The sequence below is a fragment of the Streptosporangium sp. OZ121 genome (assembly GCF_051918885.1).
In the GTDB taxonomy this organism is placed as follows: domain Bacteria; phylum Actinomycetota; class Actinomycetes; order Streptosporangiales; family Streptosporangiaceae; genus Streptosporangium.
The window spans coordinates 17,211-43,938 of sequence record NZ_JBPXMC010000031.1 but is presented as its reverse complement, the minus strand read 5'-3'; the positions used below and the strand labels follow the sequence as shown (position 1 = coordinate 43,938).

Below are 26,728 nucleotides of genomic sequence, written 5' to 3'. Positions count from 1 at the left end.
TGAAATCCTAACCGACTCGGGACAGTCCTCGCGCCTTCATTCCGGTCACGAGCGCGACGGCGGCGGAGCCCACGGCGCTCGCGGTGATGATGCCGAAGGAGATCACGTACGCGTCGCGGGAGGGGACGGAGGTCCCGGCGATGGTGACGGAGGTGAGGAGGGCCGAGGTCGCGGCCCCGGAGACGCTGCCGCCGATGGAGCGGACCAGGGAGTTGATGCCGCTGGCGATGCCGCTCTGGTCCATGGGCACGTGCTGCACGGCGAGCGCCCCCAGCGCGGCGTAGCCGATGCCGAATCCCAGTCCCTGCACGGCGTTGGAGCCGATCAGGTGGAGCACCGAGTCGTTGAAGAAGGTGAACCAGCCGAATCCGGCCGCGCACAGCCCCGCGCCGAGGGCGAGGGAGTAGGCGGGGCCGAGCCGGGTGGAGAGGCGGCCCGCCATGAAGGAGGCGAGCAGCATGGTCACGGTGCTGGGCAGGGCGTAGACGCCGACGTCGAGGACCGACCCGCCGAAGCCGTACCCGGCGGACGGGGGCGTCTGGATGAAGCTGGAGACCAGGGTGAAGGAGCCGAACATGGCGAAGCCCAGGAACATCGAGGCCAGGTTGGCCGGCAGGGACCGGCGGCCGACGAGCAGGTGCAGCCGGATCATCGGCGCCCGGAGCCGCATCTGGCTGAAGACCCACGCGGCGCAGAACAGGACCGCGCCCGCGAACAGCCCGACGACGGTTCCCGAGCCCCAGCCCCAGTCGTTGCCCTTGGAGATCGCCAGCAGCAGGCAGACGAGCCAGGCCGACAGCAGCGCCGCGCCGACGAGGTCGGGGCGGCCGCCGGCTCCGGCCCCGCCGTCGCGGGCGCTGAGCGCGATGAGGACGACCGCGGCCGCCGCGAGTCCCGCGGTGATCCAGAAGACCGGGTGGTGGCTGGGGGTGCGGTCGGCGATCAGGCCGGTGACGATCATGCCGAGGCTGCCGCCGACGCCCATGGTGGCGCTGACCACCCCGATGGCCGTCATCACCCTGGCGGGCGGGAAACCGTCCTTGATCATGCCGATGGCCAGCGGGATCAGCGCGGCCGACGCCCCCTGCAGGGCTCGCCCGGCGATCAGTACGGGGAGGGTGTCGGACAGCGCGCAGACCACCGAGCCCAGGATGAGCAGGCCGACGGTGAACAGGATCATCCGCTTCTTGCCGTACATGTCGCCGAGGCGTGACAGCAGTGGCGTGGCCACCGCGGCGGCGAGCAGCGAGGCGGTGAAGACCCAGGTGACCTCGGCCACCGACGCGCCGAAGGTGACCATCAGCCGGGGCAGCAACGGGATGACCACGGTCTGCTGGACGGACACGACCATCCCGGCCATGGAGAGCGCCACCAGGGTCAGCCAGAGGTGTCTGCCCTGCCGCGTGGTGCCCGGTTCGGCAAGGGTCGTTCCCGTCACTGCCCGCTCCTCCGCTGTCGACTTCCGCCCTCGCATGGTAGAGGGTCGCTGTAAACAACCGTTTACCGGGTCGTGTCACATCGGGGGGCCGTGATACGTCTGTCTCCCTATGGCCGTTGAGCGTTTCGAAGAGCACCGCGACCTGCTCACCGGGGTCGCCTACCGGATCCTGGGCAGCGTGACCGACGCCGAGGACGTCGTCCAGGAGGCGTGGCTGCGCTGGTCGGCGGTGGACGTCTCCCAGGTGGAGGACGACCGGGCGTACCTGGTCAAGGTCGTGACGCGACTCTCCATCGACCGGCTGCGGCGGGTGAGGGCCCGGCGTGAGGCCTACGTCGGGTCGTGGCTGCCGGAGCTGATCGTCACCCCGGACGTGGCCGAGCACGCCGAGCTGGCCGACTCGGTGGAGCTGGCGCTCCTCGTGGTGCTGGAGACCCTGTCCCCGCTGGAGCGCGCGGTGTTCGTGCTGCGGGAGGCGTTCGGCATGCCGTACGCGGAGATCGGCGAGATGATCGAGCGCAGCGAGGCGGCGACCCGGCAGCTCGCCCGGCGCGGCAGGGAGCACGTCCAGGAGGGCAGACCGAGGTTCGAGGTGGACCGGGGGCTGCGGCGCAGGCTCGCCGAGCGGTTCGCCGAGGCGGCCGTGGGCGGTGACCTGGGGGCGCTGACCGCGATGCTCGCCGAGGACGCGTCGCTGGTCAGCGACGGCGGCGGCAGGGCGAAGGCTCCGCTGCGGACCATCACCGGCGCGGGCAGGGTCGCGCGTTTCCTGTCCTCGATCACGTCCGGGGACCGCTCGCGGGCCTTCATGGAGAGCATCGGCGCCGAACCGGTCTCCGGCTTCGGCGTGGAGGTCACGGAGGTGAACGGCGGACCGGCCGTGGTGGTGACCGCGGACGGCCGGCCGGTCACGGTGTTCTCCCTGGTCGTCGAGGACGGCCTGATCAGGACCATCTTCCTGGTGGCGAACCCGGAGAAACTCTCCCATCTCTGACGTTCCCCTCGGGGAAGACCGGGCGGGGATGTCACGAACGGCGTCCTTCGATCCGTCGTACGGGCATGACACGAGAGACGCGACAGATCAGCATCGTCGGCGGCGGGCTCGCCGGCCTCACCGCGGCCATCGCGTGCGCCGAGGGCGGCGCACGGGTCACCCTCCACGAGGCGCACCGGGAGCTGGGCGGCCGGGCCCGCAGCACCGCCGCGCCGTACGTCGCCAACGAGGGCACCCACGTCTTCTACTCCGACGGCGAGCCGTGGCGCTGGCTGGCGGCCAGGGGGCTGGTCCGGCCGTACACCAGGCTCACGCCGGGCATGCTCGCCAGGAGCAGGTTCCGCCACGGCGGCCGGCTGTCGGGCATGCCGCCCTGGTCGCTGGCGAAGGCGCTCGCCAGGCGGCGGCTGCGGGCACCGGTGGACGAGGACTTCGGAACCTGGGCCACCCGCCGTCTCGGCGAGGAGGGCATGCGGGCCGCCGCCGGGCTGGTCGGGGTGATCACCTATGGCGCGGACCCGGGGCGGCTGTCGGCGGCGTTCGTCTGGGAGCGGGTGCTGCGGGCGACCGCGCCGAGGTATCCGGCCCCGCGCTACGTCACCGGCGGCTGGGGGCAGGTGATCGATCGGATGGCCGTCCACGCGCGCGGCCTGGGCGTGCGGATCGAGACCGGCTCACGGGTGGACCGCCTGCCCGAGGGCGACCCGGTGATCGTGGCGACCTCGCTGGACGCCGCCAGGACGCTGCTCGGCGACGAGTCGCTGCGCTGGGAGAGCGGTAAGGCCGTCCTGCTCGACCTCGGCGTCCGCGCGAGCGCCGGCGACCTCTTCCTCGTCTCCGACCTGGACGAGGGAGGCTTCATGGAGCGGTACAGCCTGCCGGACCCCTCGCTCGCCCCGGACGGGCACAGCCTCTGCCAGCTTCAGATGCCGGTCAGGCCGGGCGAGACGAAGGCGGAGGCGCTCTCCAGGGCGGAGCGGGTGGCCGATCTCGGGCTTCCCGGCTGGCGGGAGCGGACGACCTGGCGGCGGGAGGCCACGTGCAACGGCCGCACCGGCGCCCTGGACCTGCCGGGGGCCACCTGGCGGGATCGGCCCGCGATCGACCGGGGGGACGGCGTCTGGCTGATCGGTGACGCGGTGGCGGCTCCCGGCCTGCTCAGCGAGGTCTCCTCGCACAGCGCCCTGATCGCGGCGGAGGCCGCCCTGCGGGCCGTCTCCGGGGCGGGCCGCTCGAAGCCGCGCCTGACCGCGTGACCGCCTGGCCGCGTGGCCGTGTGGCCGTGTGGCCGCGTGGCCGCGTGGCCGACCGGCCGGTCACCGGGAGCGGTGAGAGCGTCCGCCCGATGCCCCGCGTCCTGAGAACCACGAACCACGGACTACGAACCGCCGGCGTACGGACCGGTGGTGGTGCGCATGGTCAGCTCGGAGCCGTCGGCGGACAGGTCCAGGGCCACGGTGATCGTGCCGAGCTCAGCGGTGCTCGACAGGTGCGTCCCCCCGCACGGGATGGAGACCTCGGCCTCGGGCAGGGCGCAGTGCCAGGTGCGCCGGGCGGTCAGTTCCGGGCCCGGGGTGTCGATCCTGACGGCGGCGTCGGCCGCGATCCACGCCGTGAGCCGGTCGCCGACCAGGCGGGCGATCTCCGGGAGCTCCTCGACCAGCCCCTCGGTGCCGAAACCCTTGCGGCGCAACGACCTGCCCAGCCGGTAGACGTCGTGGCTGCCACCGGGAAGGATCCGCGAGGAGGCGATGGCCGCCTGGTCGAAGTCGGGGTGGCCCAGCCCGTCGGCGGGCACCTCCTTGCGCCACCGTCCGGCCAGCGCCGCGTTGAGCGCGAGCGCGGCGAGGTGGCAGGCGGTGTGCCCCGCCGAGAGCGCGCGGCGGCCCGCGGCGTCGACCACCAGCTCGACCTCACCGCCGGGCCCGGGGCCGCCGGAGCCGGGGGCCGTGAAACCGTCGCCGGTGAGCTCGCCGTCCGCGACGGGTTCGGCGGTGACGTGGACGACCAGCCAGTGCCAGCCGGGGGTACCGCGGCGCACCGGGATGTCCGCGCCCAGATGGACGGTCTCCTCACCCTCGGCCACGGCTCCGGTGACGCAGTCGGTCACCGCGAGCCCGCCGATGGTGCCCGCGTCGGCCGGCTGGTCGGGCCAGGTGTGGTCCAGCGGGTGGAAAGGGGTCTCGGCCACGATGGTCCCGTACCCGTCCCCGACCGGCACGGTGGCGACGACGGCCGAACGCCCCCTGACCTCTCCGCCCGGGTAGGTGACCCGCGTCGAGTCCGTGATGGGCATCGCCCCATTATGCCGGTACGGCTTGCGCCGCCCCCGCAGGGGCGCAAGCCGTACCGGTCCACGGTGGATCAGCGCGCGAGGGCCGGCTCGTCCTCCAGGTAGCCCGGACGGCCCGCGTACCAGCCGGCCACGAACTGGGCGGCGACCACCGCGAACAGCAGCAGGAACGGCAGCGTCCAGCCACCGGTCGACTCGTGCATGACGCCGACGACCAGGGGCCCGGCACCCGCGATGAGGTACCCGGTGCTCTGCCCGAAGGCCGACAGCGCGGCCGTCGCCTCGGAGGTGCGGGTGCGCATGGCGAGCATGGTCAGCGCGAGCGGGAACGATCCCATGCCGATGCCGACCAGGCTGGCGAAGGCCCAGGCCAGAGCGGAGGGACCGAGCCAGAGGCCGAGGAAACCGGCGGCGTAGAAGACGACGAAGGCGGCCACCGCGGGCCTCTGGTCGGAGAACCTCGACGCGATCGAGGGCACGACGAGCGAGACCGGGATGCCGATCGCGGTGAAGACGCCCAGCACCAGACCCGCCTGCGCGGTGGTGTAGCCGCCGTCGGTGAGCATCTTCGGCAGGAAGCCGAACATGATGTAGGCGACCATGCTCTGGGTGCCGAAGTAGGCGGCGACCGCCCAGGCCAGCCTGCTGCGGAGCAGGACGCGGGCACCCGTTCCCGCGCTCGCGCCGTGCCGCTCCGGCTCACTGCGCGAGAGCGCAAGCCACGGAATGGCGGCGACGGCGGCGAACGCCCCCCACACCCCCAGGGCAACGTGCCAGTTGCCGTCGGTGGCCCGCTGGATGGGCACGGTCGCGGCGGCCGCGAGCATCGTGCCCACCGCCAGGGCGGTGGTGTAGACGGTGGTCATGGTCCCGGCCCGGCCGGGGAAGTGACGCTTGATCAGGCTGGGGATGAGCACGTTGCCCACCGCGCCGCCCGACAGCGCGAGGGCGCTGCTGTAGAGGAAGACCTCGGCCGAGCCCACCATCGATCGGACGAGCAGGCCCGCGCCGAGGACGATGAGGGCGAAGAGCAGCAGGCGGTGCTCTCCGACCTTCCTGGCCAGCGCAGGGGTCACCGCGCCGACCGAGGCGAAGATGAGCACGGGGAGCGTTGTGAGCAGCCCGGCTCCGACGGCGGTCATGCCGAGACCAGAGGTGATCTGGTCGAGAACCGGCCCGACGCTCGTGACGGCGGTACGCAGGTTCAGCGCCGCGAGAACGATTCCCAGCACGAGCAACCAGGCGAGAGAGCCTGTCGTTCCACCGGTGCGGCCCCTGGTCTGATGGGTGAGCACGCTCATGCTGGTTACAGTCCTCCTCAGTGGTTTCATCCAATCGTAGGATGATTGGCTGACCCCGACTGTAACAGGAGCGAAACCTTGATTTGTTCCTGACCGCATGCACCGGACCCGAACGGGCGCGAATCGCTGACAACATGAAAGCCGGGCCACGTCCCTGTTTACAGAACGTGACCCGGCTCCCTTACGCACCGGTACGGCACCCCGGCTCCCGGATGCCCAGAATCCCGGACGGTTCGGGCACCGGACGCCGGGGCGACACCACCGGGCGCGCCTGCGCCGGGCGCGCGGCCCGGAACCGGCCGCCGGACGCGCGTCTCGAACGAGGAACTACCGCCCGGTCAGGGCGGCAGGGCTTCAGGTGGGCGGCCCCGGCGGGCGGGCGTCAGATGCGCGGCCCCGGAGAGGGCGGCGGCTCCTCGCCGAGCCCGCGACCGGCCGGGGGCAGCGGCGTGCCACCGGGCGGGGGAAGCCCCGGGTCCGACGGGTAGGACTGGCCCGCCGTACGCGGGGGCGGCGAGGGCACCGCGTCGTCGAGTCCGTAGCCGCCTCCCGCCCCGGCGCGGGGCGCATCCGGGTCCAGACGGCCCAGCCTCCCGGCACCGGCATCGTCACCGCGCTCGTGCGGGCCGGGCACGTCGCCGCGCCACGCGCCGGTCTCGCCGCCGCGCGACTCGATGAAGGTCTTGAAACGCTCCATGTCGCCGCGGACGCGCAGGCGGACGATCTGCAGCCAGTCACCGACGGTCTCGACGAACCCCTCGGGGTCGTACTCCATCTGCAACGTGACCCGGGTGGTGTCGGGGCCGAGGTGATGGAAGGTCACCACGCCCGCCTGGTGCGGCCGCTCGACCGACTTCCAGGCCACCCGCTCGTCGGGGTGCTGCTCGGTGATCTCCGCCTCGAACTCCCGGCGGACCCCCGCGATCTCGACGACCCATGCCGTACGCGTGTCGCTCAACTGCTTGACCGACTCGACGCCTTCCATGAACTCGGGAAAGCTCTCGAACTGGGTCCACTGGTTGTACGCGGTCCGAATCGGGACGTTGACGTCAACGGACTGTTCAATCGTGCTCATGACCGTGCCTCCCTTGTGGTGCGGTTCGGCAGGCACACATGCCCGATGAGATCCGGGCCTAACTAGCGGCGCCGCAAAAGCCAGTAAAGCCCCAGGACAGGAAGAACAAATGGGATGAATAGGTATCCGCTTCCATAACCCGACCAAACTGTGGCGCGCGGGAAGGCCTCGGGGTCGGCCATGCTGAGCGTGCCCACGACGAGCACCCCGGCCAGCTCGACACCGCAGGCGACCAGTGCCAGGGCCCTGTTCCCCCTGGCCAGCGCCACGGTGAGCACGACGTAGACGGCGGCGGCGAACGCCGACAGCGAGTAGGCCAGCGGGGCCTCGTGGAACCGGGTGGCGATCTGCACGGCGGCGCGGGCTCCCGCGGCGAGGGCGAACACCCCGTAGAGCGCCACCAGCGCGCGTCCGGGCCCGGTACCGATCGCCGGCTCGCTCACGGCAGTCCCTGCCAGACCTGGAGCATCCGCCCGACCATGCCGGGAATCGCGAAGCCCGCCACCGCGATCACCGCGGGACCCCAGCGCGAGCGCTCGCCGACCCCCCAGAACGCCGCCGCCGGCGGGATCACCAGGCTGCCCGCCAGATAGCCGATGAGCGTGGCCGTCTCCGCGGGCCCCTCACCCCTCACCAGCGCGGCGATCACGAACCCGGCCTGGACGAGCAGGCCGAGTTCCAGTACCCCGAGCGCGACGAGGAGTGTCTTTCCCATCGCCCTGTTCCTCATCGTGGTGACGAGGCTGAAGATCCCGATCACCAGCGAGAACAGGATCAGGCCGGTCGCGAGCGGGCCGATCATCGAGACCCCGGGACATGGAGAAGCATGGGCAGAAGGGTACTGCCCGGCCCCCTCGCCCCCCGCGCCGCGCCACGTACTCTGGGGCCGTGGAGAGGATCCTGGTCAGTGCCTGCCTGATGGGGCGGAGGGTCCGTTACGACGGGGCCGCCAAGACGAGCGGCGACGCGCTGTTGGCCGCGTGGCGGCGGGAGGGACGGCTCGTCCCGTTCTGCCCCGAGGTGGAGGGCGGCCTGCCCGTCCCGCGTCCGGCCGCGGAGATCGAGGGCGGAGCCGGGGGCGAGGCGGTGCTGGCCGGGACGGCCCGGGTGCTGACCGCCGGGGGCGCCGACGTCACGGAGGCCTTCCTGTCCGGCGCGCGGGCGGCGCTCGCCGCCGCGCGGGCCCACGGTGTGAGGGTGGCGATCCTGAAGGAGGGCAGCCCCTCCTGCGGCAGCCTGACCGTTCACGACGGCGCCTTCGGCGGCCGGCGGGTGCCCGGCCACGGGGTCACCACCGCCCTGCTGGAACGGCACGGCGTCGCGGTCTTCGGCGAGGACCGCGTCGCCGAGGCCGCCGCACGCCTGCGCGATCTCGGCGACCGGCCCCCCGAACCCGCGTGAGGAACACCACGACCTCGGCGACCGGCACCCCGGCCCTTCCGAAGAGCACCCCCGCGATCCCGGCGCTCCCGAGGACCGGTCCTGGGGCCTGTCTCATAAGTTGATCACAGCCACTCGTTGACGGCGGCGATGGTCACGGCAGCCTCGTACCGGACGGCGAGCTTGTCGTACCTGGTCGCGACGGCTCGGTGGCGTTTGAGCCGGTTGATGCCGCATTCCACGGCATGACGCTCCCGGTAGTCGCTCTTACAGATCATTTCAGAAGTGGATCATTCATATGATCCACTTCTGAAACAGGCCTAGTAGACCTCGCTCCTGTTGTTGACGATCTCGTCGAGCAGGGCGGTGGTGTCGGCGTAGCGCCGGGCCGTCGAGCTGTTGACCGGCAGGTGCAGCGTGGCGAAGCCGTACCGGACGGCCTGTCCGACCGTGGTCGTCCCGAGCGCGCGGGTGAGCTTGCTGTCGATCTTCGTCGAGGCGTTGATCTGCCGCGCGGCCAGGTCGAACAGAGTCGCCAGCAGCTGGAACCTGGCGGGACCAGGCTGTGAACCGCCGGCCGAGAGCACCGCGTCGGCCTCGGTGTTGTCGAGCGCCCCGTTCGCGGAGCTGTCGAACTGCTGGTAGGTGGCCTGGACCCGGGCCAGCAACTCGGCTGTGCGGGCCTCGGGGTGGGTCTTCCAGTAGCCGTGCGAGCGCGGGTCACGGGTCGGCGTGACCTTGGTGATCGTCGTGGTGGCCGACGCGGCCACCGGCTCGTAGGTGCAGCCGTTGGCGTTGCCGTACGTCACGGAGGCGTGGTCGGTCAGCTTGTCCCCGGCGACGAACAGCAGGCTGGGCCTGGCCGTGAACCGCACCGACTGGTCACCGCTCGCGGCCAGCTCGCCCAGCGACCACGTCAGCGTCGTCGTCCCGTCGGCGTTGCGGGTGACCCCGGTCGGCTTGGGGCCCGTGCCCTGGTCGAGGGCCTGGCTATAGTAGACCTCCTTGGGGAGCGTGTCGGTCAGGACGACGCCGGTGGCCTTGCCACTGCCGACGTTGGCGACCTTCAGGTCGACCGTGATCGCCTCGCCCGCGTTGACCGTGGCGGTCGCGCGCTTGTCCAGGGTGAGCTTGGGCGCGTGGACCTTGGTCGAGGCGGTCGCGGAGTTGTTCGCCGTGTTGGCCTCGGCTCCACCGGCGAGGTCCTTCGCGGTCACCTCGGCCTTGTTGGTCAGGACCTTCGCGTCCTCGGTGTCGCAGGGGATCTCATAGGTGAATGCCTCGGTCTTCGTGCCGCCTGCGCCGAGCTGCCTGACCTGACGCGTCTGGACGTCGCCGGTCGGCGGGGTGTCCTTCACGCTTGTCTGGGTCGCTGCGCCTGTGCCGATGTTGTCCAGCTTGACGTGATAGGTGAGGGTGTCGCCGGGCTCGGCGTCGGCCTTGTCGACGGTCTTCTCGATGGCCAGGTCGGGGTTGTAGAGGTTGAAGAAGGACATCTCCTGCCGGATCGCGGTGTCGAAGGTCAGTTCCGGCTCCACCTCGCCCCCGGCGCCTCCGCAGGTGGGCGCGCCCGCGGGCCAGGCGCTGCAGGCCCAGCCGAGGCGGTCGGGGGACTGTGCCCTGAACCTGATCGCGGGCCAGTCGTTGTGGTCCGTGAGCGTGGTCAGGCCGCCCGCGTCGTTGATGTTCACCGGCTGGTTCGTCGTGTCGATGATCGGGACGTTGGTGCCGGCCGTGCGGTTGTCGTTCCAGTTGAGCGGCCCGTTGCCGGCGCCGGCTCGGATCACGGGGTCGCCGCCCGGGTTGGCGACGTTGGGGGCCCACCAGAACGTCCAGTCCGTGCCGTCGCCGATGCCCGCTGTCTCGTTCAGCCCGCCTTCGACCAGCTGGGGCAGCCCGCCGTCGGACAGGTCCAGCCGCACTGCGCCCACCCTCCAGTCGCGGAACTCGTCGACCAGCAGCGGCGGCGCGCTGTTGGGGATGCCCGTCTGGAAGAAGTAGTTCATGACGCTGAGGTAGTTGGGCTTGTTGTTGACGTTCTCGTCGCCGCCGTGCCGCAGGGCCATGGCGTGGAAGAGCTCGTGCAGGATGGTGCCGGCCTGGTCCTGGTCGGTGCCGACATTGGCGTCGACATCGCCCGTGCCCCGGGTGAGCACCTGCACGTCCGTCGTGTGGGCGCTGGTGGTGTCGCACCTGCGGTTGTTGCCGACGTGGATCTGGGTTCCGGTGGTGACGTCGTCTCCGGCCGCGGTCGTCTGCAGCATGCCGTCGCCGCCGTAGTCGGTGGTGAAGTCGGCCACGCACATGGTCCGCCAGTCGCCGAGAGTGACGATGAAGTCCTTGTTGTTGTCACGGACGGGTTCGCAGCACTGGCCGGAGGTTCCGACGGCGTTCAGCAGGCGGTGCGCGAAGATCCCGTAGTGCGCGTAGGGGGCGAGCTCGGCCGGGAAGTTGGCGGTGCGCGCGTTGCGGAAGTCATCGGTGTTCAGGCCCAGCTGGGCCTGTTCGGCCAGTTGCGCGCCTTCCCGGTAGATGAAGTCGACGCCGTCCTGACGCGTCCCCGGGTAGGGGCAGGGACTCGTGGCCGCGATGGGCGCGTCCTCCAGAGCGTTCTTGACCAGGGTGATCGCGCCCGCCTTGGGTTCGTGCGAGTGCCTGGTGGCGGGGGCGGTGTCCTCCATGTGGTCGAGCTGCAGGATGACCGTCTTGCGGCACGGGTCGGCGCCGAGCGCGGGCAGATCGACGAGCACGTCACCGGCCGCGTTCCTGATGCCGGACAGCTCGATGAGGTCCGGGATGCCGTCCAGGTCGGTGTCCGGCATCTCGGCGCCTGCGGTGATACCGATCTTGGTGATCCGGCCGTCGTTGTTGCGGGGGATGCCATGGTCGCCGTCGCCCTGGATGCAGGACTGGCCCTTGGCCGTCCGGCCGTCGGACCGGACGCACGGGGTGCCGAAGACGAGCTGGTCGCCCGAGAGTGTGCCCGAGCGCAGGTCGTAGGTGAGGTTCAGCTCCCAGTCCTCGTTGTTGGGGCTGATGTCCATCCGGTCGGAGTTGGCGTTGAAATCGCTGTCGTAGTCCCACATCGCGACCGTGATGTCCACGGTGGGCTTGTCGCCGGGCCAGTTCTCGTAGGTGAAGGTCCAGCCGTCGGGCGCCTCGGGCAGGCCGCGGGGCTCGAACTCGTCGTCCTCGATGCGGGGGCCCGTCACCAGCGGGCCATCGGCGATCTTCACCCTGGGGAAGTAGTCTCCGTCGCCCACCCCTCCGCTGTCCGGGTCCTCGACCTGGAAGAGGTACTCGATCTCAAAGATGATCTTGATGCCGGGGGGCGCCGCCGCCGCAGGAGTGGCGATGAGCGGTATGGAGGCCAGGAACAGCGCCAGCATCGCCGCGAATGACAGACCAGCCTTCGTTCTCAAGCCCATGATGTCCTCCCCTGGAGTGCCGCCAGAAGAGCATCGTCCGTCGTGGGCTGGTCCGGTGCCTGAGTACCCCCGTACCCAAATCTCACTGGTTGCGCATGATGTCCACGCAGAGGTCCCGGAAGCGCTTGGTGTCGATGTCGAAGACGATCGTGGCCTTCTGCGTGCCGGCCGGGTTGCCGGGCGCCCTGAATTCGCCCAGGTCGTAGCCGAGGGAACGGCCGTAGTCGGGTTAGTACTCCCACAGGTCGGTGCGGTTCTCCCCTCCGATGCAGAAGACCGCCGAGCCGTGCTGTCCCTGGACGAGGTCGACCCGGATCCAGCCGGTGGCCGAGGCGACCTTGGCCTCGTAGCCCGCGTTGGGGGCGGCGGCGATCAGGCGGCACACGCCGTCCTCGATGGCGAACGAGACCGAACCGCCCTTGACGTTCACCACGCGCAGGTTCTCGGTGGAGATCGACTGCGTCCTGGTCGCCGTCGCCTTGGGAGCGGCCGACGAGGGGGCGGGGGCGGCCTGGGTCGCGGCGGGCCTGGACGGGGACGCCGACGGCCCGGGACGGGAGAGCCCGGTCTCCCGCGCGCGTACCGGCGTCGCGGCGGTCCTCGACGGGGAACGGCCCGGGCGCGGCCCGGCGGTCTCCCGCCCGGACGGGGTGGTACGGGGCGCGGAGGTCCGGCCGGGCGCGGCGGAGGAGGCGGTCGGCGTGCCGACGGCCTGCGGCCCCGTGGGCGCTCCCGGCGGGAGCGTCGAGTCCCCCGTACGGCCGATGGCGGCGTTCAGCGGTTCGATGCTCGCGTCGTCGAAGACCTCACTGCGGAGCACGTCACGGACGCCGAACCAGGCGACCGAGATCGCCAGGACGGTGGCCCCGCACCACACCGCTATGAATCCCAGCGTCTGCCGCATGTCGTGAATTATTACGCCATATGTCTCACTGTTCACTACCGTTACATGGCATGGCGACGGTTCTAGTGGTCGAAGACGACGAGTACGTACGATCCGCGATCATTCAGGAACTCAGCAGGCGCCAGCATGCCGTGCGCAGCGCGGGGCGCGCCCTCGACGCGCTGAGGGAGATCACCCAGAACCCTCCGGACGCGGTGGTCCTCGACCTCGGGCTGCCCGACCTGGACGGGGCGGAGGCGCTCAAGATGGTCCGCAGCGTCTCCAGCGTGCCGGTCATCGTGGCCACGGCCAGGGACAACGAGGCGGAGATCGTCCGCCTGCTCCAGGCGGGAGCCGACGACTACCTGGTCAAACCGTTCTCCGGCGACCATCTGAACGCCCGTCTGGACGCCGTGCTGCGCCGGGCGCGGAGCGCGACCCCGCCCGCGGTACTGTGCGTCGGCGCGCTGTCGGTGGACCTCAACCGGCGCGAGGCCGGGCTGGACGGAGCCGCGCTCACCCTCACCAGGCGCGAGTTCGACCTTCTCGCCTACCTCGCCGCCCGCGCCGACCGGGTGGTCTCCCGCAAGGAACTGCTCACCGAGGTGTGGCAGCAGTCCTACGGGGACGACCAGACGATCGACGTCCATCTGTCCTGGCTGCGGCGCAAACTCGGCGAGAGCGCCTCCTCCCCCCGCTACCTGCACACCGTACGCGGCGTGGGGGTCATGCTGATCACACCGCCGTGAGGCGGACCCTGGCCCTGCTCACCGTCGCGGGAACCTCGATGGTCGCCCTGGCCTTCCTGATACCGCTCGGGCTCATCGTCAGGGAGATCGCCCACGGCCGAGCCATGGCAGAGGCGGAGCGGCAGGCGTCGGCGCTGGTCCCGGTGCTGGCCATCACCGTCGATCCGGACCGGCTGACCCACGCGCTGCTCAGCACCGGCGCACGGGACCGGATCGCGGTCCACCTGCCCGGCGGCGGCTCGGCCGGCACCGTCAGGGCCCCCGCCGAGACCGTGGCCGCGGCCTCCCGGCTCACCCGGGCCATCACCGCGGAGATGGACACCGGCTACCTCCTGCTGCGCCCCGTCGCCCTGGACGGCGGCAGGACCGTGGTCATCGAGATCTTCATCCCGTCGGCGGACCTCACCCGGGGCGTCGCCTCGTCGTGGGCGGTGCTGAGCGGGGTGGCGGCGGTGCTCGTCGCCGGATCGCTGCTGGTCGGCGACCGGCTGGGCGTGCGCGTGGTGCGCTCGGCCCGGCGGCTGGGCCGGGCGGCGAGCGCCCTGGGCGCCGGGGATCTCAGCGTCCGCATCGAGCCCGAGGGCCCGCCCGAGCTGGTCGCGGCCGGCGAGGCGTTCAACAGCATGGCCGACCGCGTGACCCAGCTGCTGGCCGCCGAGCGGGAGATGGCCGCCGACCTGTCGCACCGCCTGCGCACCCCCCTCACCGCGCTCCGGCTCAGCCTGGACCACCTGGGACCCGAGGCCGAGCAGAGCAGGAGCGCGCTGGGCCGCCTGGAGGCCGAGGTGGACCAGATCATCGCGGCGGCCAGGCAGCCCTCCCGCGCGCCGGAACTCGTCCACTGCGACGCCGCCGAGGTGCTGCGCGAACGGCTGACCTTCTGGTCCGCTCTCGCCGAGGACCAGCGGCGCCCGTGGGAGCTGATCGGCGCCTCGGCCCCCGCGCGGGTCCCGGTCGCGGCCACCGAGCTCAGCGCCGTGCTGGACGCCCTGCTCGGCAACGTCTTCCGGCACACCCCCGAGGGCACGGCGTTCACGGTGACCCTGCACCAGGGCGCGGGCACCGTGGGCATGCTGATCGCCGACGCCGGTCCCGGCATCCCCGACCCCGAGGCGGCGCTGCGGCGCGGGGCCAGCGGGGCGGGATCCACCGGGCTCGGCCTGGACATCGCCCGCAGGCTCGCGGAGTCCTCGGGCGGCACGCTGCGGATCGACGCCTCCTCCCTCGGCGGCGCCAGGGTCCAGCTCTGGTTCCGCACCGACCGGCACGACCGGCCCCCGCGTACCGCCCGGCGCCTGGTCGGCGACCGCTGGCCGCGCAGGAACGCGACGCGCTGAGACACCTGTCCCGGGCCGCCGGGAAGCGCGCCGTACGCCGCTACGGGGTGCCGCAGGGAAGGTTGGTTAGGTCACCCGTAAACCCACCTTAAGTAAGGCTAAAAAACGCTGTTTCACCGCTCCGGCTGGCCGATCATGGAGAGGAGCGCGGACGTCACCCGCGTCCACGGCTCCCGGCTCGCCCTACCGTGCCGGCCTCGCGTCCAGACGGAGGAGGCGCGGCCGGCGCGGCAAGGGCGAGCCGGGAATCCGTTTCCACGCCCTCGCCGGATAATTCGTGACATGCGCGCGAGCCGTCTCATCTCCCTGCTGATGCTCCTGCAGACCCGCGGCAGGATGACCGCCCGGGAACTGGCGGCCGAACTCGAGGTCTCGGTCCGGACCGTCTACCGCGACGTGGAATCGCTCCACTCCGCCGGCGTGCCGCTGTACGGCGACGCGGGACCCTCCGGCGGTTACCGGCTGCTCGACGGTTACCGCACCCGGCTCACCGGGCTGACCGCGGGCGAGGCGGAGTCGCTGTTCCTGGCGGGGATGCCGGGTCCCGCCGCGGAGCTCGGCCTGGGCTCGGTGGTGACGGCCGCGGGGCTCAAGCTGATGGCGGCGCTCCCGGTCGAGCTCAGGGACAGGGCCGGGCGGATCCGCGAGCGCTTCCACCTCGACGCGCCCGGCTGGTACCACGGCGCCGACGAGACCCCGCACCTGGCCGCGGTGGCCGACGCCGTCTGGAACGAGCGCCGCCTGGAGATCCGCTACCACCGCTGGAAGGCCCCCCAGGACGTGGCCCGCACGCTGGAGCCGTACGGGCTGGTCCTCAAGGCGGGACGCTGGTATCTCGTCGCGCGCGGCGGCGAGCACGTGCGCACCTACCGGGTCTCGCAGATCATGGAACTGCGCGCGCTCCCGGAGTCGTTCGAGCGGCCCGCCGGTTTCGACCTCGCCGCGCACTGGAACGGCGCCCTGGAGGAGTTCGAGGCGCGGCTCCTGCGGGGCGAGGCCGTCATCCGGCTCTCGCCGTCCGGCATGGAGCGGCTGCCGGACATGGTCCGCCCGGCCGTGCTGCGAGCCGCCGAGGCCACCGCGGAAGCCCCGGACCACGAGGGCTGGACGCGGCTCACGGTCCCGGTCGAGTCCCCGCGGCACGCGCTGGCGGAGTTCCTGCGCTTCGGCGCGGATCTGGAGGTCGTCGCCCCGGCGGAGCTGCGCGACCTCGTCGCGGAGACCGCGCGGGCGGTGGCCGGGATCTACGGCCGGCCCGGGACCGGGTGACCATGGCCGTTCCCAGGCCTCAAAACGACCGGCGCCGTTCCCAGGCCCCGGAAGACGGCCGCCGTTCCCGGGGCCGGAAACGCCGAGATCCCGCCCGATCGAGGTGATCGGGCGGGATCTCGGCGACGTCTTCGCGGCCCGTCCGGAGAACGGCCCGACGTGGAGCTATGGGGATTCGAACCCCAGACCTCCTCCATGCCATGGAGGCGCGCTACCAGCTGCGCCATAGCCCCTGGTCACCGCTTCGAGTGCTCTCGTCGCGGCGCTCGGGAAGCATATAAGGACACCCGCGTGTTCACCTAATCGACGACCACACGGCCCGCGCCCGCCACCGGGGCGCAAGCCGCGCCGCTCGAAGGTCACTCCTGGGTGACCTCGGGGTTGTCGTCGCTGCTGACCGGCTCGGGCAGGGTCCCGGCGTTGTGCTCCAGCAGGCGCCAGCCCTTGCGCGCCTCCTCCAGCACCGACCACGAGCAGTTTCCGAGGCCGCCCAGGGCGGGCCAGAGCTCCTGCGGCAGGTTCATGAGCCTGGCGATGCCGAGCCGGATCGCCGCCCCGTGCGAGACGACGACCAGCAGGCCGTCGGAGTCGACCTCCGCAGCCCAGCGGCGCACGGCCGAGGAGACCCGGTCGGCGACGTCGCCGACCGCCTCACCGCCCGGCGCCTCCCAGTTGGTGAACTCCCGGGGCCACCTCTCGGAGATCTCCTCCCGGGTGAGCCCCTCCCACTGGCCTCCGCCCCGCTCGCGCAGGTCCTTGTCGACGGTGATGTCCAGGCCGGTGACGCGGCCCAGCGCCGAGGCGGTGTCGAAGGCCCGCTGGAGATCGGAGGAGACGATCATGGTGGGGCGGAGCGCGGCGAGCAGCGAGGCCGCGCGGGCGGCCTGCGCGACCCCGGTCTCGTCAAGGGGGATGTCGCTGTGACCCTGGAAGCGGTGCTCGACGTTCCACAGCGTCTGGCCATGCCTGAGGCAGACGACGCGACGACTCACTCAGCTACCGCCCCGCGGGCGCGCTGGGCGGCGACCTGGGTCACGCTGTCCGGCAGCGCGATGGAGGGGCAGTCCTTCCACAGGCGCTCCAGCGCGTAGAAGGTGCGGTCCTCCTCGTGCTGGACGTGCACGACGATGTCGATGTAGTCCAGCAGGACCCAGCGGCCCTCGCGCTCGCCCTCGCGGCGGACGGGCTTGGCGTCGGCCTCGATCCGCAGCCGGTCCTCGATCTCGTCGACGATGGCGCGGACCTGACGGTCGTTGGTGGCGGAGCAGAGCACGAACGCGTCGGTGATGACGAGCTGGTCGCTCACGTCGTAGGCAAGGATGTCGTCGGCCAGTTTGTCGGCCGCCGCCTCGGCGGCGAGCCTGACGAGCTGGACGGATCTGTCGGTTGCTGTCACGGTGTGGGTCAGTCCTCCTGCTAGTCGGCGCTGTCACCTATCAGGGTGCCCGATTCGGCGCTCGTTGAAGAGCCACCTTTTGAACAACGCCTATCGTGTGCCACCCGATTCCGCGCCGCAAACGAATTGGCGGCCTGATCAGGGGCGTCCTCCGCGGTCGGGACCGCGCTTGTCGATCTCGGGTGGGACGGGCACCGGCCGGGCCGTTCGACGGTCATGCCGGGTGAGCTGCGGATACTCGTCCCACGCAAACTTCCCGAATCATAGCGAATTTCATCGGAACACGTTCTCACCTGCGGCATTTCACCAGATCACCGTGATTTACCGGATTTTTCACCATCCGCCACTCCGGCCACTCTCCGCGCCGGCCCCGGCCCCCTCCGGCCCTGCCGGCCCGCCCGGCGAGAACACCGATCAGGCCCGCGCGGGCCCGCTCAGGCCCGCTCGCCAGAGGCCTGGAGGTCACGAGGTCACGAGGACGTACCGCCGTAGAGATGCCGCTTGTTGATGTACTGGACGATGCCGTCGGGGACGAGATACCAGATGGGCTCCCCCGAGGCCACCCGCTGGCGGCACTCCGACGACGAGATGGCCAGCGCCGGGATCTCCACCAGGCTGACCTTGCCCTCCGGCAGGCCGGGGTCGTGCAGGACGTGGCCGGGCCTGGTGGCCCCCACGAAGTGCGCGATGGTGAACAGCTCGTCGACGTCGCGCCAGCTCAGGATCTGGGCGAGGGCGTCGGCGCCGGTGATGAAGTAGAGATCCACGTCGGGTCCCCAGGCGGCGGAGATCTCCCGGAGCGTGTCGATGGTGAAGGTGGGCCCCGGGCGGTCGATGTCGACGCGGCTCACCGAGAACCGGGGGTTGGAGGCGGTCGCGATGACCGTCATGAGATAGCGGTCCTCGGCGGCTGAGACGATCTTGTCCGCCTTCTGCCACGGCTGTCCCGTCGGCACGAAGACCACCTCGTCGAGATCGAAGTGGTGGGCGACCTCACTGGCCGCGACCAGGTGGCCGTGGTGGATCGGGTCGAAGGTCCCGCCCATGACGCCCAGACGTCGCTTCCCCTTGCCGGTAGGCGCGTTCATCATGAAACGGACCATACGTGCAAGCCGTACACAGCTTTTAACCACCCCCCGCGCGTGGCAGGCGGACCCGACGTAGCATGCCGGACATGACCACCACCCCGGATCGCCACCGCGTGCAGCTTCCCGGCATCAGCTCGCGCGCCTACGAACATCCCGCCGATCGGTCCGCGCTGGTCGCCCTCCGGTCGCTCAGCGGGTTCGACACGGTGCTCAAGCAGATGTCCGGCCTGGTCAGCGAGCGCCGCCTGCGCCTGATCTACCTCGCCTCGGCCGTGCGGACCAGCGACACCCAGTTCCGAGCCCTGCACGACATGGGCCGCGACGCGGCCTACACGCTCGACCTCCACCGCATTCCCGAGGTCTACGTGCAGCAGAGCCCGCTGGTGCAGGCGAAGGCGATCGGCTTCGACGACCCGTTCATCGTCGTCACGACCGGCCTCCTCGACCTGATGGACGAGGAGGAGCAGCGCTTCGTCATCGGCCACGAGACCGCCCACATCCTGTCGGGCCACGCGGTCTACCGCACCATGCTCGACATCCTGACCCGGCTGGCCACCCGCGTGGCCTGGATTCCGCTCGGCTACATCGGCCTGCGCGCGATCGTGGCCGGCCTGGAGGAGTGGCACCGCAAGTCCGAGCTGTCCGCCGACCGTGGCGGCCTGCTCTGCGGCCAGGACTCCGACGCGGCGCTGCGCGCCCTGATGAAGCTCGCCGGCGGCTCGCGCCTGCACGAGATGAACATCGAGGCCTTCCTCGACCAGGCGCGGGAGTACGACACCGCGGGCGACGTCCGTGACGGCCTGCTCAAGGTCCTCAACCTGCTGGGCACCACCCACCCGTTCGCCGTCTCCCGCGTCGCCGAGCTCGACAAGTGGCGCCGCGGCGGCGAGTACGACACGATCATCGCCGGGGAGTACCCTCGCCGCACCGACGACGCCAACGCGAAGATCTCCGAGGAGATCAGGGCCGCCGCCCGCTCCTACCGCGACTCCTGGTCGCAGTCCCAGGACCCGTTCATCGGCGTCCTGCGCGACGTGGCCGAAGGCGCCGTCAACGCCGGAGAGCGCATCTTCAATCGCTTCTCCCGCCGCGATGGAAATTAACGGAGAGTTCCACCGAAAGGGTCCGGGCAGCTGTTCCCGGGCCCTTTTCCATGCGAGCCATCAATAAGCCGGATTGTCCCGTTACCGCGTCACGAGAATGACGAAGCCGGATGACCGCACCGGCGCCCCGCCCTCCCGAGGCACCCGGATCGCCACATCGGCCGGGATCGGCCGGGATCGCCCGGCCTCCGCCGGCCCCGCCGCGGGGAAGTCCCTCCCCGCGCCGCCCCCGGACCGGACCCCCTACACGAGGAGGGCGATCGCGCGTACGGCCGCGGAGCACAGGGCGACGAACCCGCCCAGCACTGCCAGCGCGCGCAGACCCTCCTTGCGGAGCTCGACGAGCTCGGCGCCGATCCGCTCGATCTCCCTGCCGAGGATGCCCCCGCAGACGACGCCGAACACGACGCCGGCGACGGCGACCGGGGCGGGGTGGGCCCACCAGTCAGGCGGCAGCGAGCCGCCGAGGGTCAGCCAGAGCGCGCACCCGGCGAGGGCCGCCGCGGGCAGCCCCGGCCACACGAGGGCGGCCAGCAGCGAGGCGGCGAAGGTCAGCGGGAACCCCAGCACCCGCAGGATCGCCCGGGTCCTGACCGACTTGCGCTTCCTGACCAGCCAGTGACCGACCCACAGCGTACGGGCCAGCGTGGCGAACAACCCGGTGACGGCGAAGGTGGCCGGCGGCCAGATGGCCGTGGCCACGACGCACGGGACGGCCAGGACGGCCAGCAGGAGCAGCGCCGCGTTGCCCGCGGGCAACGGCCCCGCCCTGCCCTCGCCCCGGAGCTCTCCGGCCGCACCGCGCCTCCCCTTACCCGCCTGGCGCCGGACGGTCCTGGACGCGGCGGCCGGGCGCCCGCCACGGGACGCCTCGGCGGCCACGGGGACCCGGCCGGTCCTGGACGTCTCACCGACCGCGGCGGCCGGACGTCCGCCACGGGACGCCTCACCGACCGCGGCGGCCGGACGCCCGCCACGGGACGTCTCACCCGCCACCGGGAGCGCCCGCGCCGCACGGGCCGCCTCACCGGCGGGCACCGCCCGCCCGCCGCGTGGCGTGCCGTCCGCACCGGCCGGGGGCCGGGGCGCCCGCCCCGCGCCGTCCGCCGGGGCGGGCGGCCGTCCCCTGCCCGTCTCCGCCCTGGCCGCCCTGCCACCCCTGGCGGGATCCTCACCCTTGGCGGCGGGCTTGGAGCGGCTCTCCTGCTTCCTGGCCGGGCCGGTTCTCTCCCCCGCCGGAGCCGGCGACTTCCGGACCGCCCCCACCTCTGAAGGGATCACGCGGGCCAGGCGACCCAGGCGCCCGGTGAGGAGCGCCGCGGTGGGGCGCTTGGCCGGCTCGCGGTGGAGGGCGGCGCGGATCAGCGGCAGCAGGGCGGCCGGGACGCCCTCGAGGTCGGCCTGGCCGTTGAGGATCGCGTACATCTGCGCCTCGACGGTGCCCCCGCCGAAGGTGGGGCGGCCGGTAGCGGCGAAGGCCACGGTGGCCGCCCAGGCGTGCACGTCGGCGGGCTCGCCCACGTGCTCGTCGGCGAACAGCTCGGGGGCGGCGTAGCCGGGGGTGCCCAGGAAGGTGCCGGTCAGGGTGAGCCGGGTGGCGTCCAGGACGTGGGCGATGCCGAAGTCGATGAGGACGGGCTCGTCGTCTCCGTCGACCACCACGTTGGCCGGTTTGAGATCGCGGTGCACGACCCCGGCCGCGTGGATGATCGACAGGGCGACGGCCAGCCCCTGCGCCACGCTGAGCAGGGCACCGTCTCGCAGGGGGCCGTCGCGGCGCACCCGCTCCAGGAGGGTGTCCCCCTCGATGTGCTCCATGACCAGGTAGGGCCGGTCACCGTCGAGGTCGGCGTCGACGACGCGGGCGACGTAGGGGCTCTCCACCCTGCGGAGGGCGCGGACCTCTCGCTCCAGGCGCACCCGGGCCTCGGAGCCGGCGTCGTGGACGTCGTGGAGCACCTTGAGCGCGACGTTGTCACCCCGGCGGCTGGAGGCGAGGTAGACCTCGCCCATTCCCCCACGGCCGAGACGTTCCAGCAACGTGTAGGGACCGACCCGCCCGAGACGACCCACGTGACCTCCTGCGTCGGCCACATGGGTCAGGGACCGCTGCGCCTATCGGGTCGCTCACTCCCGCTCGCTTCCCTGCTCTCCAGCCATAGGAGACCACACCATAGCGGGCGAGTGTGACGTTTTCCCGATGGCACGCCGGACTCCCGGAAAGATCCGGGAAAGCGGGACGCTCCGCGGGCACGGGGCCCGCCGGGCTCGGATCACGCCACGGGCCGGACGTCTCAGGGCCGGCGCACCGGCCTGCGGTCCGGGTCTTCCAGCAGGCTGTCGAGTCTCGCGGTGGGTTCCGCCGACAGGTCCCGGCGTCCGGTACGGCGCCAGTTGACGTGCCCGCGGCTCTCCAGCAGCAACAGCAGCCGGTCAGCACCAAAGAGGACGAGACCTATGAAAAGGAACACAACGACGATTTCCATAGAATCCAGTCAAACCACTGGCTACCGCGATTACACGGAGCGACACGCCATAACTCTCGGCAACCGGAAAGAGGTGCGAACGAGATCCCCGACGAACCTCTGGAGTACCGGCTACACCATAGGGCCCGGGCAGGATCCCCGCGTGCCGAACCGGGGCATCGGCGGCCGGCATCACCGGAACTCCGGCGAGACCGGTGCCCGGGGCACACGGGCACCCCGGGTGCCGCCGTGCCGCGGCACCCGGAAGGCCAAGACCGCGAGGAACTTATCGGGAGGCGGCCTCGGGCGAGGCGAGGACCGTACCCTCGGCCGTGCGCAGGTGGCCCTCGCCGGTGTAGACCCACTTGGTCGAGGTCAGCTCCGGCAGGCCCATGGGACCGCGCGCGTGCAGCTTCTGGGTGGAGATGCCGATCTCCGCGCCGAAGCCGAACTCCCCGCCGTCGGTGAACCGGGTCGAGGCGTTGACCGCCACGGCCGCGGAGTCGACCAGCGCGACGAACCTGCGGGAGGCGCTGACCGAGCGCGTGACGATCGCGTCGGTGTGGGCCGACCCGTACTTCCTGATGTGCGCCACCGCGTCCTCCAGCGAGTCGACCACGGCGGCGGCGATGTCCAGCGAGAGGTACTCCATCCGGAAGTCCTCCTCCTCGGCGGGCACCACGTCGCCGTACGCCGCGACGCGCGCGTCGCCGTGCACCGTGACGCCCTCCGCCGCCAGCGCCGCCAGCGCGCGCGGCACGAAGGCGTCGGCCACGGCCGCGTGCACCAGGAGCGTCTCGGCGGAGTTGCACACCGAGGGCCGCTGGACCTTGGAGTTGAGCAGGATCTGGATCGCGAGGTCCTGGTCGGCGTCGGCGTCGACGTAGACGTGGCAGTTGCCCACGCCGGTCTCGATCACCGGGACGGTGGACTCCTCCACCACCGAGTTGATCAGCGAGGCGCCGCCGCGCGGGATCAGCACGTCGACCAGGCCGCGGGCCCGCATGAGCTCCTTGACCGAGTCGCGGCTCTGCCCGGGGACCAGCTGGACGGCCCCCGCGGGCACCTGGGTGCCCGCCAGCGCCTCCTGCATGATCCTGACGAGGACGGTGTTGGACTCGTACGCGCTGGACGAGCCGCGCAGCAGGGTGGCGTTGCCGCTCTTGAGGCAGAGCGCCGCGGCGTCCACGGTCACGTTGGGGCGGCCCTCGTAGATGATGCCGATCACGCCGAGCGGGACCCGGAGCTGGCGCAGCTCCAGCCCGTTGGGCAGCGTGTTGCCCCGGATCACCTCACCGACGGGGTCGGGAAGGTCGGCGACCTGACGGACCGCCTCGGCGATCGCCCCGATCCTCGCCTCGTCGAGGCGGAGGCGGTCGATCATGTACTCGGAGATCCCGCTCTCCCCGGCCCGCTCCACGTCGAGCGCGTTGGCCGCGACGATCTCGGCGGAGGCGGCCACGAGCGCGTCGGCCATCGCCCGGAGTGCGGCGTCCTTCGGCGCCCTCGGCAGCGGGGCCAGCTCGGCGGCGGCCTCTTTCGCCGCCAGGGCAACCTTCAGGAAGTCCTCGGACATCTCGCGCTCCAAAAGAACTAGTTGTGGGATTCCAGTATGACGATGTCGTCGCGGTGGATCAGCTCTCGCTCGTACTCGGGCCCCAGGCTGGCGGCCAGCTCCCGGGTGGAACGTCCGAGCAGCCCGGGGATCTCCCCCGCGTCGAAGTTGACCAGGCCGCGCGCGACCACCCGGCCGAGCGGCCCGCACAGGTCCACCGGATCGCCCGCCGCGAACTCGCCCTCGACGGAGGTGACCCCGGCCGGAAGCAGCGACTTGCGGCGGCTCACCACCGCCTCGACGGCGCCGGAGTCCAGGTGGAGACGGCCGCGGCCGGTGGTGGCGTGGGCCAGCCAGAGCAGGCGGGTGCCCGGGTGGCGCCCGCCGGGGTGGAAGTAGGTGCCGACGTCGGTTCCCGCGAGGGCCTGGGCGGCGTGCGCGGCGGCGGTCAGCACCACGGGCACGCCAGCCCCTGTGGCGATCTTGGCGGCCTGGACCTTGGTGATCATGCCTCCGGTGCCGACCGCGCCGCCCTTGCCGAGTTCGACCCCGACGAGGTCCTCCGGCCCGCGTATCTCGGCGAGCCTGCGGGCACCGGGACGGCGGGGATCGCCGTCGTAGAGGGCGTCCACGTCCGACAGCAGCACCAGCGCGTCGGCCCGGGTCAGGTGGGCGACCAGCGCGGCGAGCCGGTCGTTGTCGCCGAAGCGGATCTCGTCGGTGGCCACGGTGTCGTTCTCGTTGACCACCGGCACGATGCCCAGCTCCAGCAGCCGGGCCAGCGTGCGCTCGGCGTTGACGTGGTGCGAACGGCGCATCATGTCGTCGGCGGTGAGCAGCACCTGGCCGACCCGCAGGCCGTACCGGGCGAAGGAGGAGGTGTAGCGGGCCACCAGCACACCCTGGCCGACCGAGGCGGCGGCCTGCTGGGTGGCGAGGTCGCGCGGCCTGGCGGGCAGGCCCAGCGGGCCGAGCCCCGCCGCGATCGCCCCGGAGGAGACCAGCACGATCTGGGTGCCCGCCTTCCGCCGGGCGCCCAGCACGTCGACCAGGGCGTCCACCCGGTCGACGTCGATCATTCCCTGCGGGGTGGTGAGCGAGGACGAACCCACCTTCACGACGAGGCGTGAAGCCGTACGGATCCGTTCGCGCGCAGAGTCCACGACACGCACCTCTCGAAGATGATCACTTGGAAGATCAGGCTATCCGAACCGCCCGGACAGGCGGGGCCGGGAGCGGCACCGCCGGGACGATCCCGCTAACCGAGCCGGTTGTCGGAGCCGCGCGGCCCCTGGCGCACGGCCTCCGCGTTGAGCGTCGGCTGCCAGTCGAAGATGTAGCCGCTCTCCATGGAACCGATGATCACCTCGGCCCCGGCCTTCGCACCGGCCTTGGTGAGCTCCTCCTCGACACCGAGCCGCTCCAGCCGGTCCGCCAGGTAGCCCACGGCCTCGTCGTTGGTGAAGTCGGTCTGGCGGATCCACCGCTCCGGCTTGACGCCGGTGACCTGGAAGGTGCGCTCGTCGACCCTGCGGACGGCGAATCCCGCGTCGCCGTGCTGCTTCGGCCTGATGACCAGGCGGGTCGGCTCCAGGACGGGAGCCGCGGCCCTGGCGGCGGCGACCATCTCGCCCATGGCGTAGGTCAGCTCCTTGAGCCCGTCGTGGGTGGCCGCGGAGATCGTGAAGACCCGCAGGCCCCGCTCCTCGAGCATCGGCCTCACGATGTCGGACAGCTCGCGGGCGTCGGGCACGTCGGACTTGTTGAGCACCGCCAGGCGCGGCCGGTCCTCCAGCTTTCCGTACGCCGCCAGCTCGGCCTCGATGGCCTCGTAGTCGCTGATCGGGTCGCGGCCCGGCTCCATCGTGGCGCAGTCGATCACGTGCACGAGCGTGTTGCAGCGCTCGACGTGACGCAGGAACTCGTGCCCCAGACCCTTGCCCTGCGAGGCGCCGGGGATCAGGCCGGGCACGTCGGCGACGGTGAAGATGGTCTCGCCCGCGGTGACCACCCCGAGGTTGGGGACCAGGGTGGTGAACGGGTAGTCGGCGATCTTCGGGCGGGCGGCGGAGAGCGCGGCGATCAGGGAGGACTTGCCCGCGCTGGGGAAGCCGACGAGCGCCACGTCGGCGACGCTCTTCATCTCCAGCATGACGTCGACCTCGTCGCCGGGCTCGCCGAGCAGCGCGAAACCGGGGGCCTTGCGCTTGGCGGAGGCCAGGGCGGCGTTGCCGAGCCCGCCGTGCCCGCCCTCGGCGATCACGTAGCGGGTGCCCGCGCCGATCAGGTCGATCAGGACCTCGCCGGTGTCGGCGTTCTTGACCACGGTGCCGTCGGGCACCGGGATGATGATGTCGGCGCCGTTGGCGCCGTCGCGGTTGGCGCCCTGCCCCTGCTTGCCGTTGTCGGCCTTGCGGTGCGGGCGGCGGTGATACTCCAGGAGGGTCGCCGTGTTGGCGTCGACCTCCAGGATCACGTCACCGCCCCGGCCGCCGTTTCCCCCGTCGGGGCCCCCCAGCGGCTTGAACTTCTCCCGATGGACAGAGGCGCAGCCGTTTCCCCCGTCACCGGCCTTGATGTGCAGGACCACCTGGTCCACAAAGTCCGGCATGTCTACTTTCCTACCTCTATCTACGGGAACTTCTGCTGAAAACACGAACAGGGGTGGACCGCATGAATGCGATCCACCCCTGCCGTAACGTCTGTCGGCGCGAATCTACTCCGCGACCGGGACGATGCTCACCGCGCGGCGCCCGCGCTTGACACCGAACAGAACGTGGCCCGCAGCCAGCGCGAACAGCGTGTCGTCACTTCCACGGCCGACGTTGTCGCCGGGGTGGAAGTGGGTGCCGCGCTGACGAACGATGATCTCGCCGGCGTTGACCAGCTGACCGCCGAAGCGCTTCACACCGAGCCGCTGGGCGTTGGAGTCGCGGCCGTTCCGAGTGGACGACGCGCCCTTCTTGTGTGCCAT

25 protein-coding genes and 1 tRNA gene are annotated in these 26,728 nt (G+C 71.7%); 7 read left to right on the top strand and 19 right to left on the bottom strand.

The genetic code is table 11. The annotated features are described in order from the left end of the window. Positions 1-7: 7 nt before the first annotated feature. Positions 8-1,438: an MFS transporter gene (locus ACTOQ1_RS35835; RefSeq protein WP_440072415.1), complete on the bottom strand. Its 1,431-nt coding sequence runs from the start codon at positions 1,436-1,438 to the stop codon at positions 8-10. 109 nt (positions 1,439-1,547) lie between these two features. Between ACTOQ1_RS35835 and ACTOQ1_RS35830 the strand changes: the two genes are divergently transcribed. Further along, a complete protein-coding gene (locus ACTOQ1_RS35830; RefSeq protein WP_440072414.1) occupies positions 1,548-2,432 on the top strand; it encodes an RNA polymerase sigma-70 factor in 885 nt (294 codons plus the stop codon). 65 nt (positions 2,433-2,497) lie between these two features. Further along, positions 2,498-3,688: a phytoene desaturase family protein gene (locus ACTOQ1_RS35825; RefSeq protein ID WP_440072413.1), complete on the top strand. Its 1,191-nt coding sequence runs from the start codon at positions 2,498-2,500 to the stop codon at positions 3,686-3,688. A 122-nt stretch (positions 3,689-3,810) separates the two neighbouring features. Here the strand turns inward: ACTOQ1_RS35825 and ACTOQ1_RS35820 are convergent, their stop codons facing one another. From ACTOQ1_RS35820 to ACTOQ1_RS35800, 5 genes are all read right to left on the bottom strand, one after another. Next, positions 3,811-4,728 carry a metal-dependent hydrolase gene (locus tag ACTOQ1_RS35820; RefSeq protein ID WP_440072412.1) on the bottom strand — a complete coding sequence of 306 codons (918 nt, stop codon included), beginning with the start codon at positions 4,726-4,728 and terminating at the stop codon, positions 3,811-3,813. A gap of 68 nt (positions 4,729-4,796) precedes the next feature. Further along, on the bottom strand, positions 4,797-6,026 hold the full coding sequence (locus ACTOQ1_RS35815) for a CynX/NimT family MFS transporter (protein ID WP_440072411.1): 1,230 nt from the start codon (positions 6,024-6,026) through the stop codon (positions 4,797-4,799). 382 nt (positions 6,027-6,408) lie between these two features. Next, complete coding sequence (locus ACTOQ1_RS35810) at positions 6,409-7,101, bottom strand: SRPBCC family protein (protein WP_440072410.1); 693 nt, start codon at positions 7,099-7,101, stop codon at positions 6,409-6,411. Between the two features lie 62 nt (positions 7,102-7,163). Further along, a complete protein-coding gene (locus tag ACTOQ1_RS35805; protein ID WP_440072409.1) occupies positions 7,164-7,544 on the bottom strand; it encodes a hypothetical protein in 381 nt (126 codons plus the stop codon). Then, positions 7,541-7,903, bottom strand: a complete 363-nt coding sequence (locus ACTOQ1_RS35800; RefSeq protein WP_440072408.1) for a hypothetical protein — start codon at positions 7,901-7,903, stop codon at positions 7,541-7,543. The genes ACTOQ1_RS35805 and ACTOQ1_RS35800 overlap by 4 nt, the downstream gene beginning before the upstream one ends. A gap of 86 nt (positions 7,904-7,989) precedes the next feature. Here ACTOQ1_RS35800 and ACTOQ1_RS35795 point away from each other — a divergent pair, with 86 nt between their 5' ends. Next, the gene (locus ACTOQ1_RS35795; RefSeq protein WP_440072407.1) at positions 7,990-8,502 is read left to right on the top strand and encodes a DUF523 domain-containing protein; all 513 of its coding nucleotides are present in this window, start codon (positions 7,990-7,992) and stop codon (positions 8,500-8,502) included. A gap of 104 nt (positions 8,503-8,606) precedes the next feature. Here the strand turns inward: ACTOQ1_RS35795 and ACTOQ1_RS35790 are convergent, their stop codons facing one another. From ACTOQ1_RS35790 to ACTOQ1_RS35780, 3 genes are all read right to left on the bottom strand, one after another. Next, positions 8,607-8,759: a hypothetical protein gene (locus ACTOQ1_RS35790; RefSeq protein WP_440072406.1), complete on the bottom strand. Its 153-nt coding sequence runs from the start codon at positions 8,757-8,759 to the stop codon at positions 8,607-8,609. A gap of 42 nt (positions 8,760-8,801) precedes the next feature. Beyond that, entirely contained in the window at positions 8,802-11,909 is a 3,108-nt protein-coding gene (locus tag ACTOQ1_RS35785) for a CARDB domain-containing protein (protein WP_440072405.1), read from the bottom strand. A gap of 229 nt (positions 11,910-12,138) precedes the next feature. After that, positions 12,139-12,813, bottom strand: a complete 675-nt coding sequence (locus tag ACTOQ1_RS35780) for a hypothetical protein (RefSeq protein WP_440072404.1) — start codon at positions 12,811-12,813, stop codon at positions 12,139-12,141. 50 nt (positions 12,814-12,863) lie between these two features. On the opposite strand from ACTOQ1_RS35780, the gene ACTOQ1_RS35775 reads away from it, so the two are divergent. The 3 genes from ACTOQ1_RS35775 (at position 12,864) to ACTOQ1_RS35765 (ending at position 16,147) form a co-directional block, all read left to right on the top strand. Further along, positions 12,864-13,541 carry a response regulator transcription factor gene (locus tag ACTOQ1_RS35775; protein WP_440072403.1) on the top strand — a complete coding sequence of 226 codons (678 nt, stop codon included), beginning with the start codon at positions 12,864-12,866 and terminating at the stop codon, positions 13,539-13,541. Further along, positions 13,538-14,878 carry a sensor histidine kinase gene (locus ACTOQ1_RS35770; protein WP_440072402.1) on the top strand — a complete coding sequence of 447 codons (1,341 nt, stop codon included), beginning with the start codon at positions 13,538-13,540 and terminating at the stop codon, positions 14,876-14,878. The genes ACTOQ1_RS35775 and ACTOQ1_RS35770 overlap by 4 nt, the downstream gene beginning before the upstream one ends. Positions 14,879-15,160: 282 nt before the next feature. Next, positions 15,161-16,147: a helix-turn-helix transcriptional regulator gene (locus ACTOQ1_RS35765; protein WP_440072401.1), complete on the top strand. Its 987-nt coding sequence runs from the start codon at positions 15,161-15,163 to the stop codon at positions 16,145-16,147. A 160-nt stretch (positions 16,148-16,307) separates the two neighbouring features. On the opposite strand, the gene ACTOQ1_RS35760 is transcribed toward ACTOQ1_RS35765, so the two are convergent. The 4 genes from ACTOQ1_RS35760 to nadD all read right to left on the bottom strand — a co-directional run bounded on the left by ACTOQ1_RS35760 (position 16,308) and on the right by nadD (position 18,634). Then, positions 16,308-16,380 (bottom strand) — tRNA-Ala (locus tag ACTOQ1_RS35760). Positions 16,381-16,506: 126 nt separating this feature from the next. Further along, on the bottom strand, positions 16,507-17,139 hold the full coding sequence (locus tag ACTOQ1_RS35755) for a histidine phosphatase family protein (protein WP_440072400.1): 633 nt from the start codon (positions 17,137-17,139) through the stop codon (positions 16,507-16,509). Continuing rightward, positions 17,136-17,543: a ribosome silencing factor gene (rsfS, locus tag ACTOQ1_RS35750; RefSeq protein WP_350973855.1), complete on the bottom strand. Its 408-nt coding sequence runs from the start codon at positions 17,541-17,543 to the stop codon at positions 17,136-17,138. Before rsfS ends, ACTOQ1_RS35755 begins: the two co-directional genes overlap by 4 nt. 470 nt (positions 17,544-18,013) lie before the next feature. Next, positions 18,014-18,634: a nicotinate-nucleotide adenylyltransferase gene (gene nadD, locus ACTOQ1_RS35745; protein ID WP_440072399.1), complete on the bottom strand. Its 621-nt coding sequence runs from the start codon at positions 18,632-18,634 to the stop codon at positions 18,014-18,016. A 74-nt stretch (positions 18,635-18,708) separates the two neighbouring features. Here nadD and ACTOQ1_RS35740 point away from each other — a divergent pair, with 74 nt between their 5' ends. Next, a complete protein-coding gene (locus tag ACTOQ1_RS35740) occupies positions 18,709-19,734 on the top strand; it encodes a M48 family metallopeptidase (RefSeq protein WP_440072398.1) in 1,026 nt (341 codons plus the stop codon). A gap of 243 nt (positions 19,735-19,977) precedes the next feature. Here the strand turns inward: ACTOQ1_RS35740 and ACTOQ1_RS35735 are convergent, their stop codons facing one another. The 6 genes from ACTOQ1_RS35735 to rpmA all read right to left on the bottom strand — a co-directional run bounded on the left by ACTOQ1_RS35735 (position 19,978) and on the right by rpmA (position 26,728). Further along, on the bottom strand, positions 19,978-21,807 hold the full coding sequence (locus ACTOQ1_RS35735; protein ID WP_440072397.1) for a protein kinase domain-containing protein: 1,830 nt from the start codon (positions 21,805-21,807) through the stop codon (positions 19,978-19,980). Positions 21,808-22,028: 221 nt separating this feature from the next. Continuing rightward, positions 22,029-22,205 carry a hypothetical protein gene (locus ACTOQ1_RS35730; RefSeq protein WP_440072396.1) on the bottom strand — a complete coding sequence of 59 codons (177 nt, stop codon included), beginning with the start codon at positions 22,203-22,205 and terminating at the stop codon, positions 22,029-22,031. 280 nt (positions 22,206-22,485) lie between these two features. Then, on the bottom strand, positions 22,486-23,775 hold the full coding sequence (locus ACTOQ1_RS35725) for a glutamate-5-semialdehyde dehydrogenase (RefSeq protein ID WP_440072395.1): 1,290 nt from the start codon (positions 23,773-23,775) through the stop codon (positions 22,486-22,488). A 17-nt stretch (positions 23,776-23,792) separates the two neighbouring features. Beyond that, positions 23,793-24,917 (bottom strand): glutamate 5-kinase, encoded by a 1,125-nt coding sequence (gene proB / locus ACTOQ1_RS35720; protein ID WP_440072394.1) that lies wholly within the window; start codon positions 24,915-24,917, stop codon positions 23,793-23,795. 95 nt (positions 24,918-25,012) lie between these two features. After that, entirely contained in the window at positions 25,013-26,365 is a 1,353-nt protein-coding gene (gene obgE, locus ACTOQ1_RS35715; protein ID WP_362847968.1) for a GTPase ObgE, read from the bottom strand. A gap of 105 nt (positions 26,366-26,470) precedes the next feature. Next, positions 26,471-26,728, bottom strand: coding sequence for a 50S ribosomal protein L27 (gene rpmA / locus ACTOQ1_RS35710; RefSeq protein WP_030924780.1), 258 nt, complete (start codon positions 26,726-26,728; stop codon positions 26,471-26,473).

Bases quoted from the DNA above. Each gene is read 5' to 3' on its own strand.
- ACTOQ1_RS35800 (WP_440072408.1), bottom strand. From the start codon at position 7,903: ATGATCGGCCCGCTCGCGACCGGCCTGATCCTGTTCTCGCTGGTGATC.
- ACTOQ1_RS35820 (WP_440072412.1), bottom strand. From the start codon at position 4,728: ATGCCCATCACGGACTCGACGCGGGTCACCTACCCGGGCGGAGAGGTC.
- ACTOQ1_RS35815 (WP_440072411.1), bottom strand. From the start codon at position 6,026: ATGAGCGTGCTCACCCATCAGACCAGGGGCCGCACCGGTGGAACGACA.
- ACTOQ1_RS35785 (WP_440072405.1), bottom strand. From the start codon at position 11,909: ATGGGCTTGAGAACGAAGGCTGGTCTGTCATTCGCGGCGATGCTGGCG.
- ACTOQ1_RS35740 (WP_440072398.1), top strand. From the start codon at position 18,709: ATGCCGGACATGACCACCACCCCGGATCGCCACCGCGTGCAGCTTCCC.
- ACTOQ1_RS35725 (WP_440072395.1), bottom strand. From the start codon at position 23,775: ATGTCCGAGGACTTCCTGAAGGTTGCCCTGGCGGCGAAAGAGGCCGCC.
- ACTOQ1_RS35810 (WP_440072410.1), bottom strand. From the start codon at position 7,101: ATGAGCACGATTGAACAGTCCGTTGACGTCAACGTCCCGATTCGGACC.
- rpmA (WP_030924780.1), bottom strand. From the start codon at position 26,728: ATGGCACACAAGAAGGGCGCGTCGTCCACTCGGAACGGCCGCGACTCC.
- ACTOQ1_RS35765 (WP_440072401.1), top strand. From the start codon at position 15,161: ATGCGCGCGAGCCGTCTCATCTCCCTGCTGATGCTCCTGCAGACCCGC.
- ACTOQ1_RS35825 (WP_440072413.1), top strand. From the start codon at position 2,498: ATGACACGAGAGACGCGACAGATCAGCATCGTCGGCGGCGGGCTCGCC.
- nadD (WP_440072399.1), bottom strand. From the start codon at position 18,634: ATGATGAACGCGCCTACCGGCAAGGGGAAGCGACGTCTGGGCGTCATG.
- ACTOQ1_RS35790 (WP_440072406.1), bottom strand. From the start codon at position 8,759: ATGATCTGTAAGAGCGACTACCGGGAGCGTCATGCCGTGGAATGCGGC.
- ACTOQ1_RS35830 (WP_440072414.1), top strand. From the start codon at position 1,548: ATGGCCGTTGAGCGTTTCGAAGAGCACCGCGACCTGCTCACCGGGGTC.
- ACTOQ1_RS35775 (WP_440072403.1), top strand. From the start codon at position 12,864: ATGGCGACGGTTCTAGTGGTCGAAGACGACGAGTACGTACGATCCGCG.
- obgE (WP_362847968.1), bottom strand. From the start codon at position 26,365: ATGCCGGACTTTGTGGACCAGGTGGTCCTGCACATCAAGGCCGGTGAC.
- ACTOQ1_RS35780 (WP_440072404.1), bottom strand. From the start codon at position 12,813: ATGCGGCAGACGCTGGGATTCATAGCGGTGTGGTGCGGGGCCACCGTC.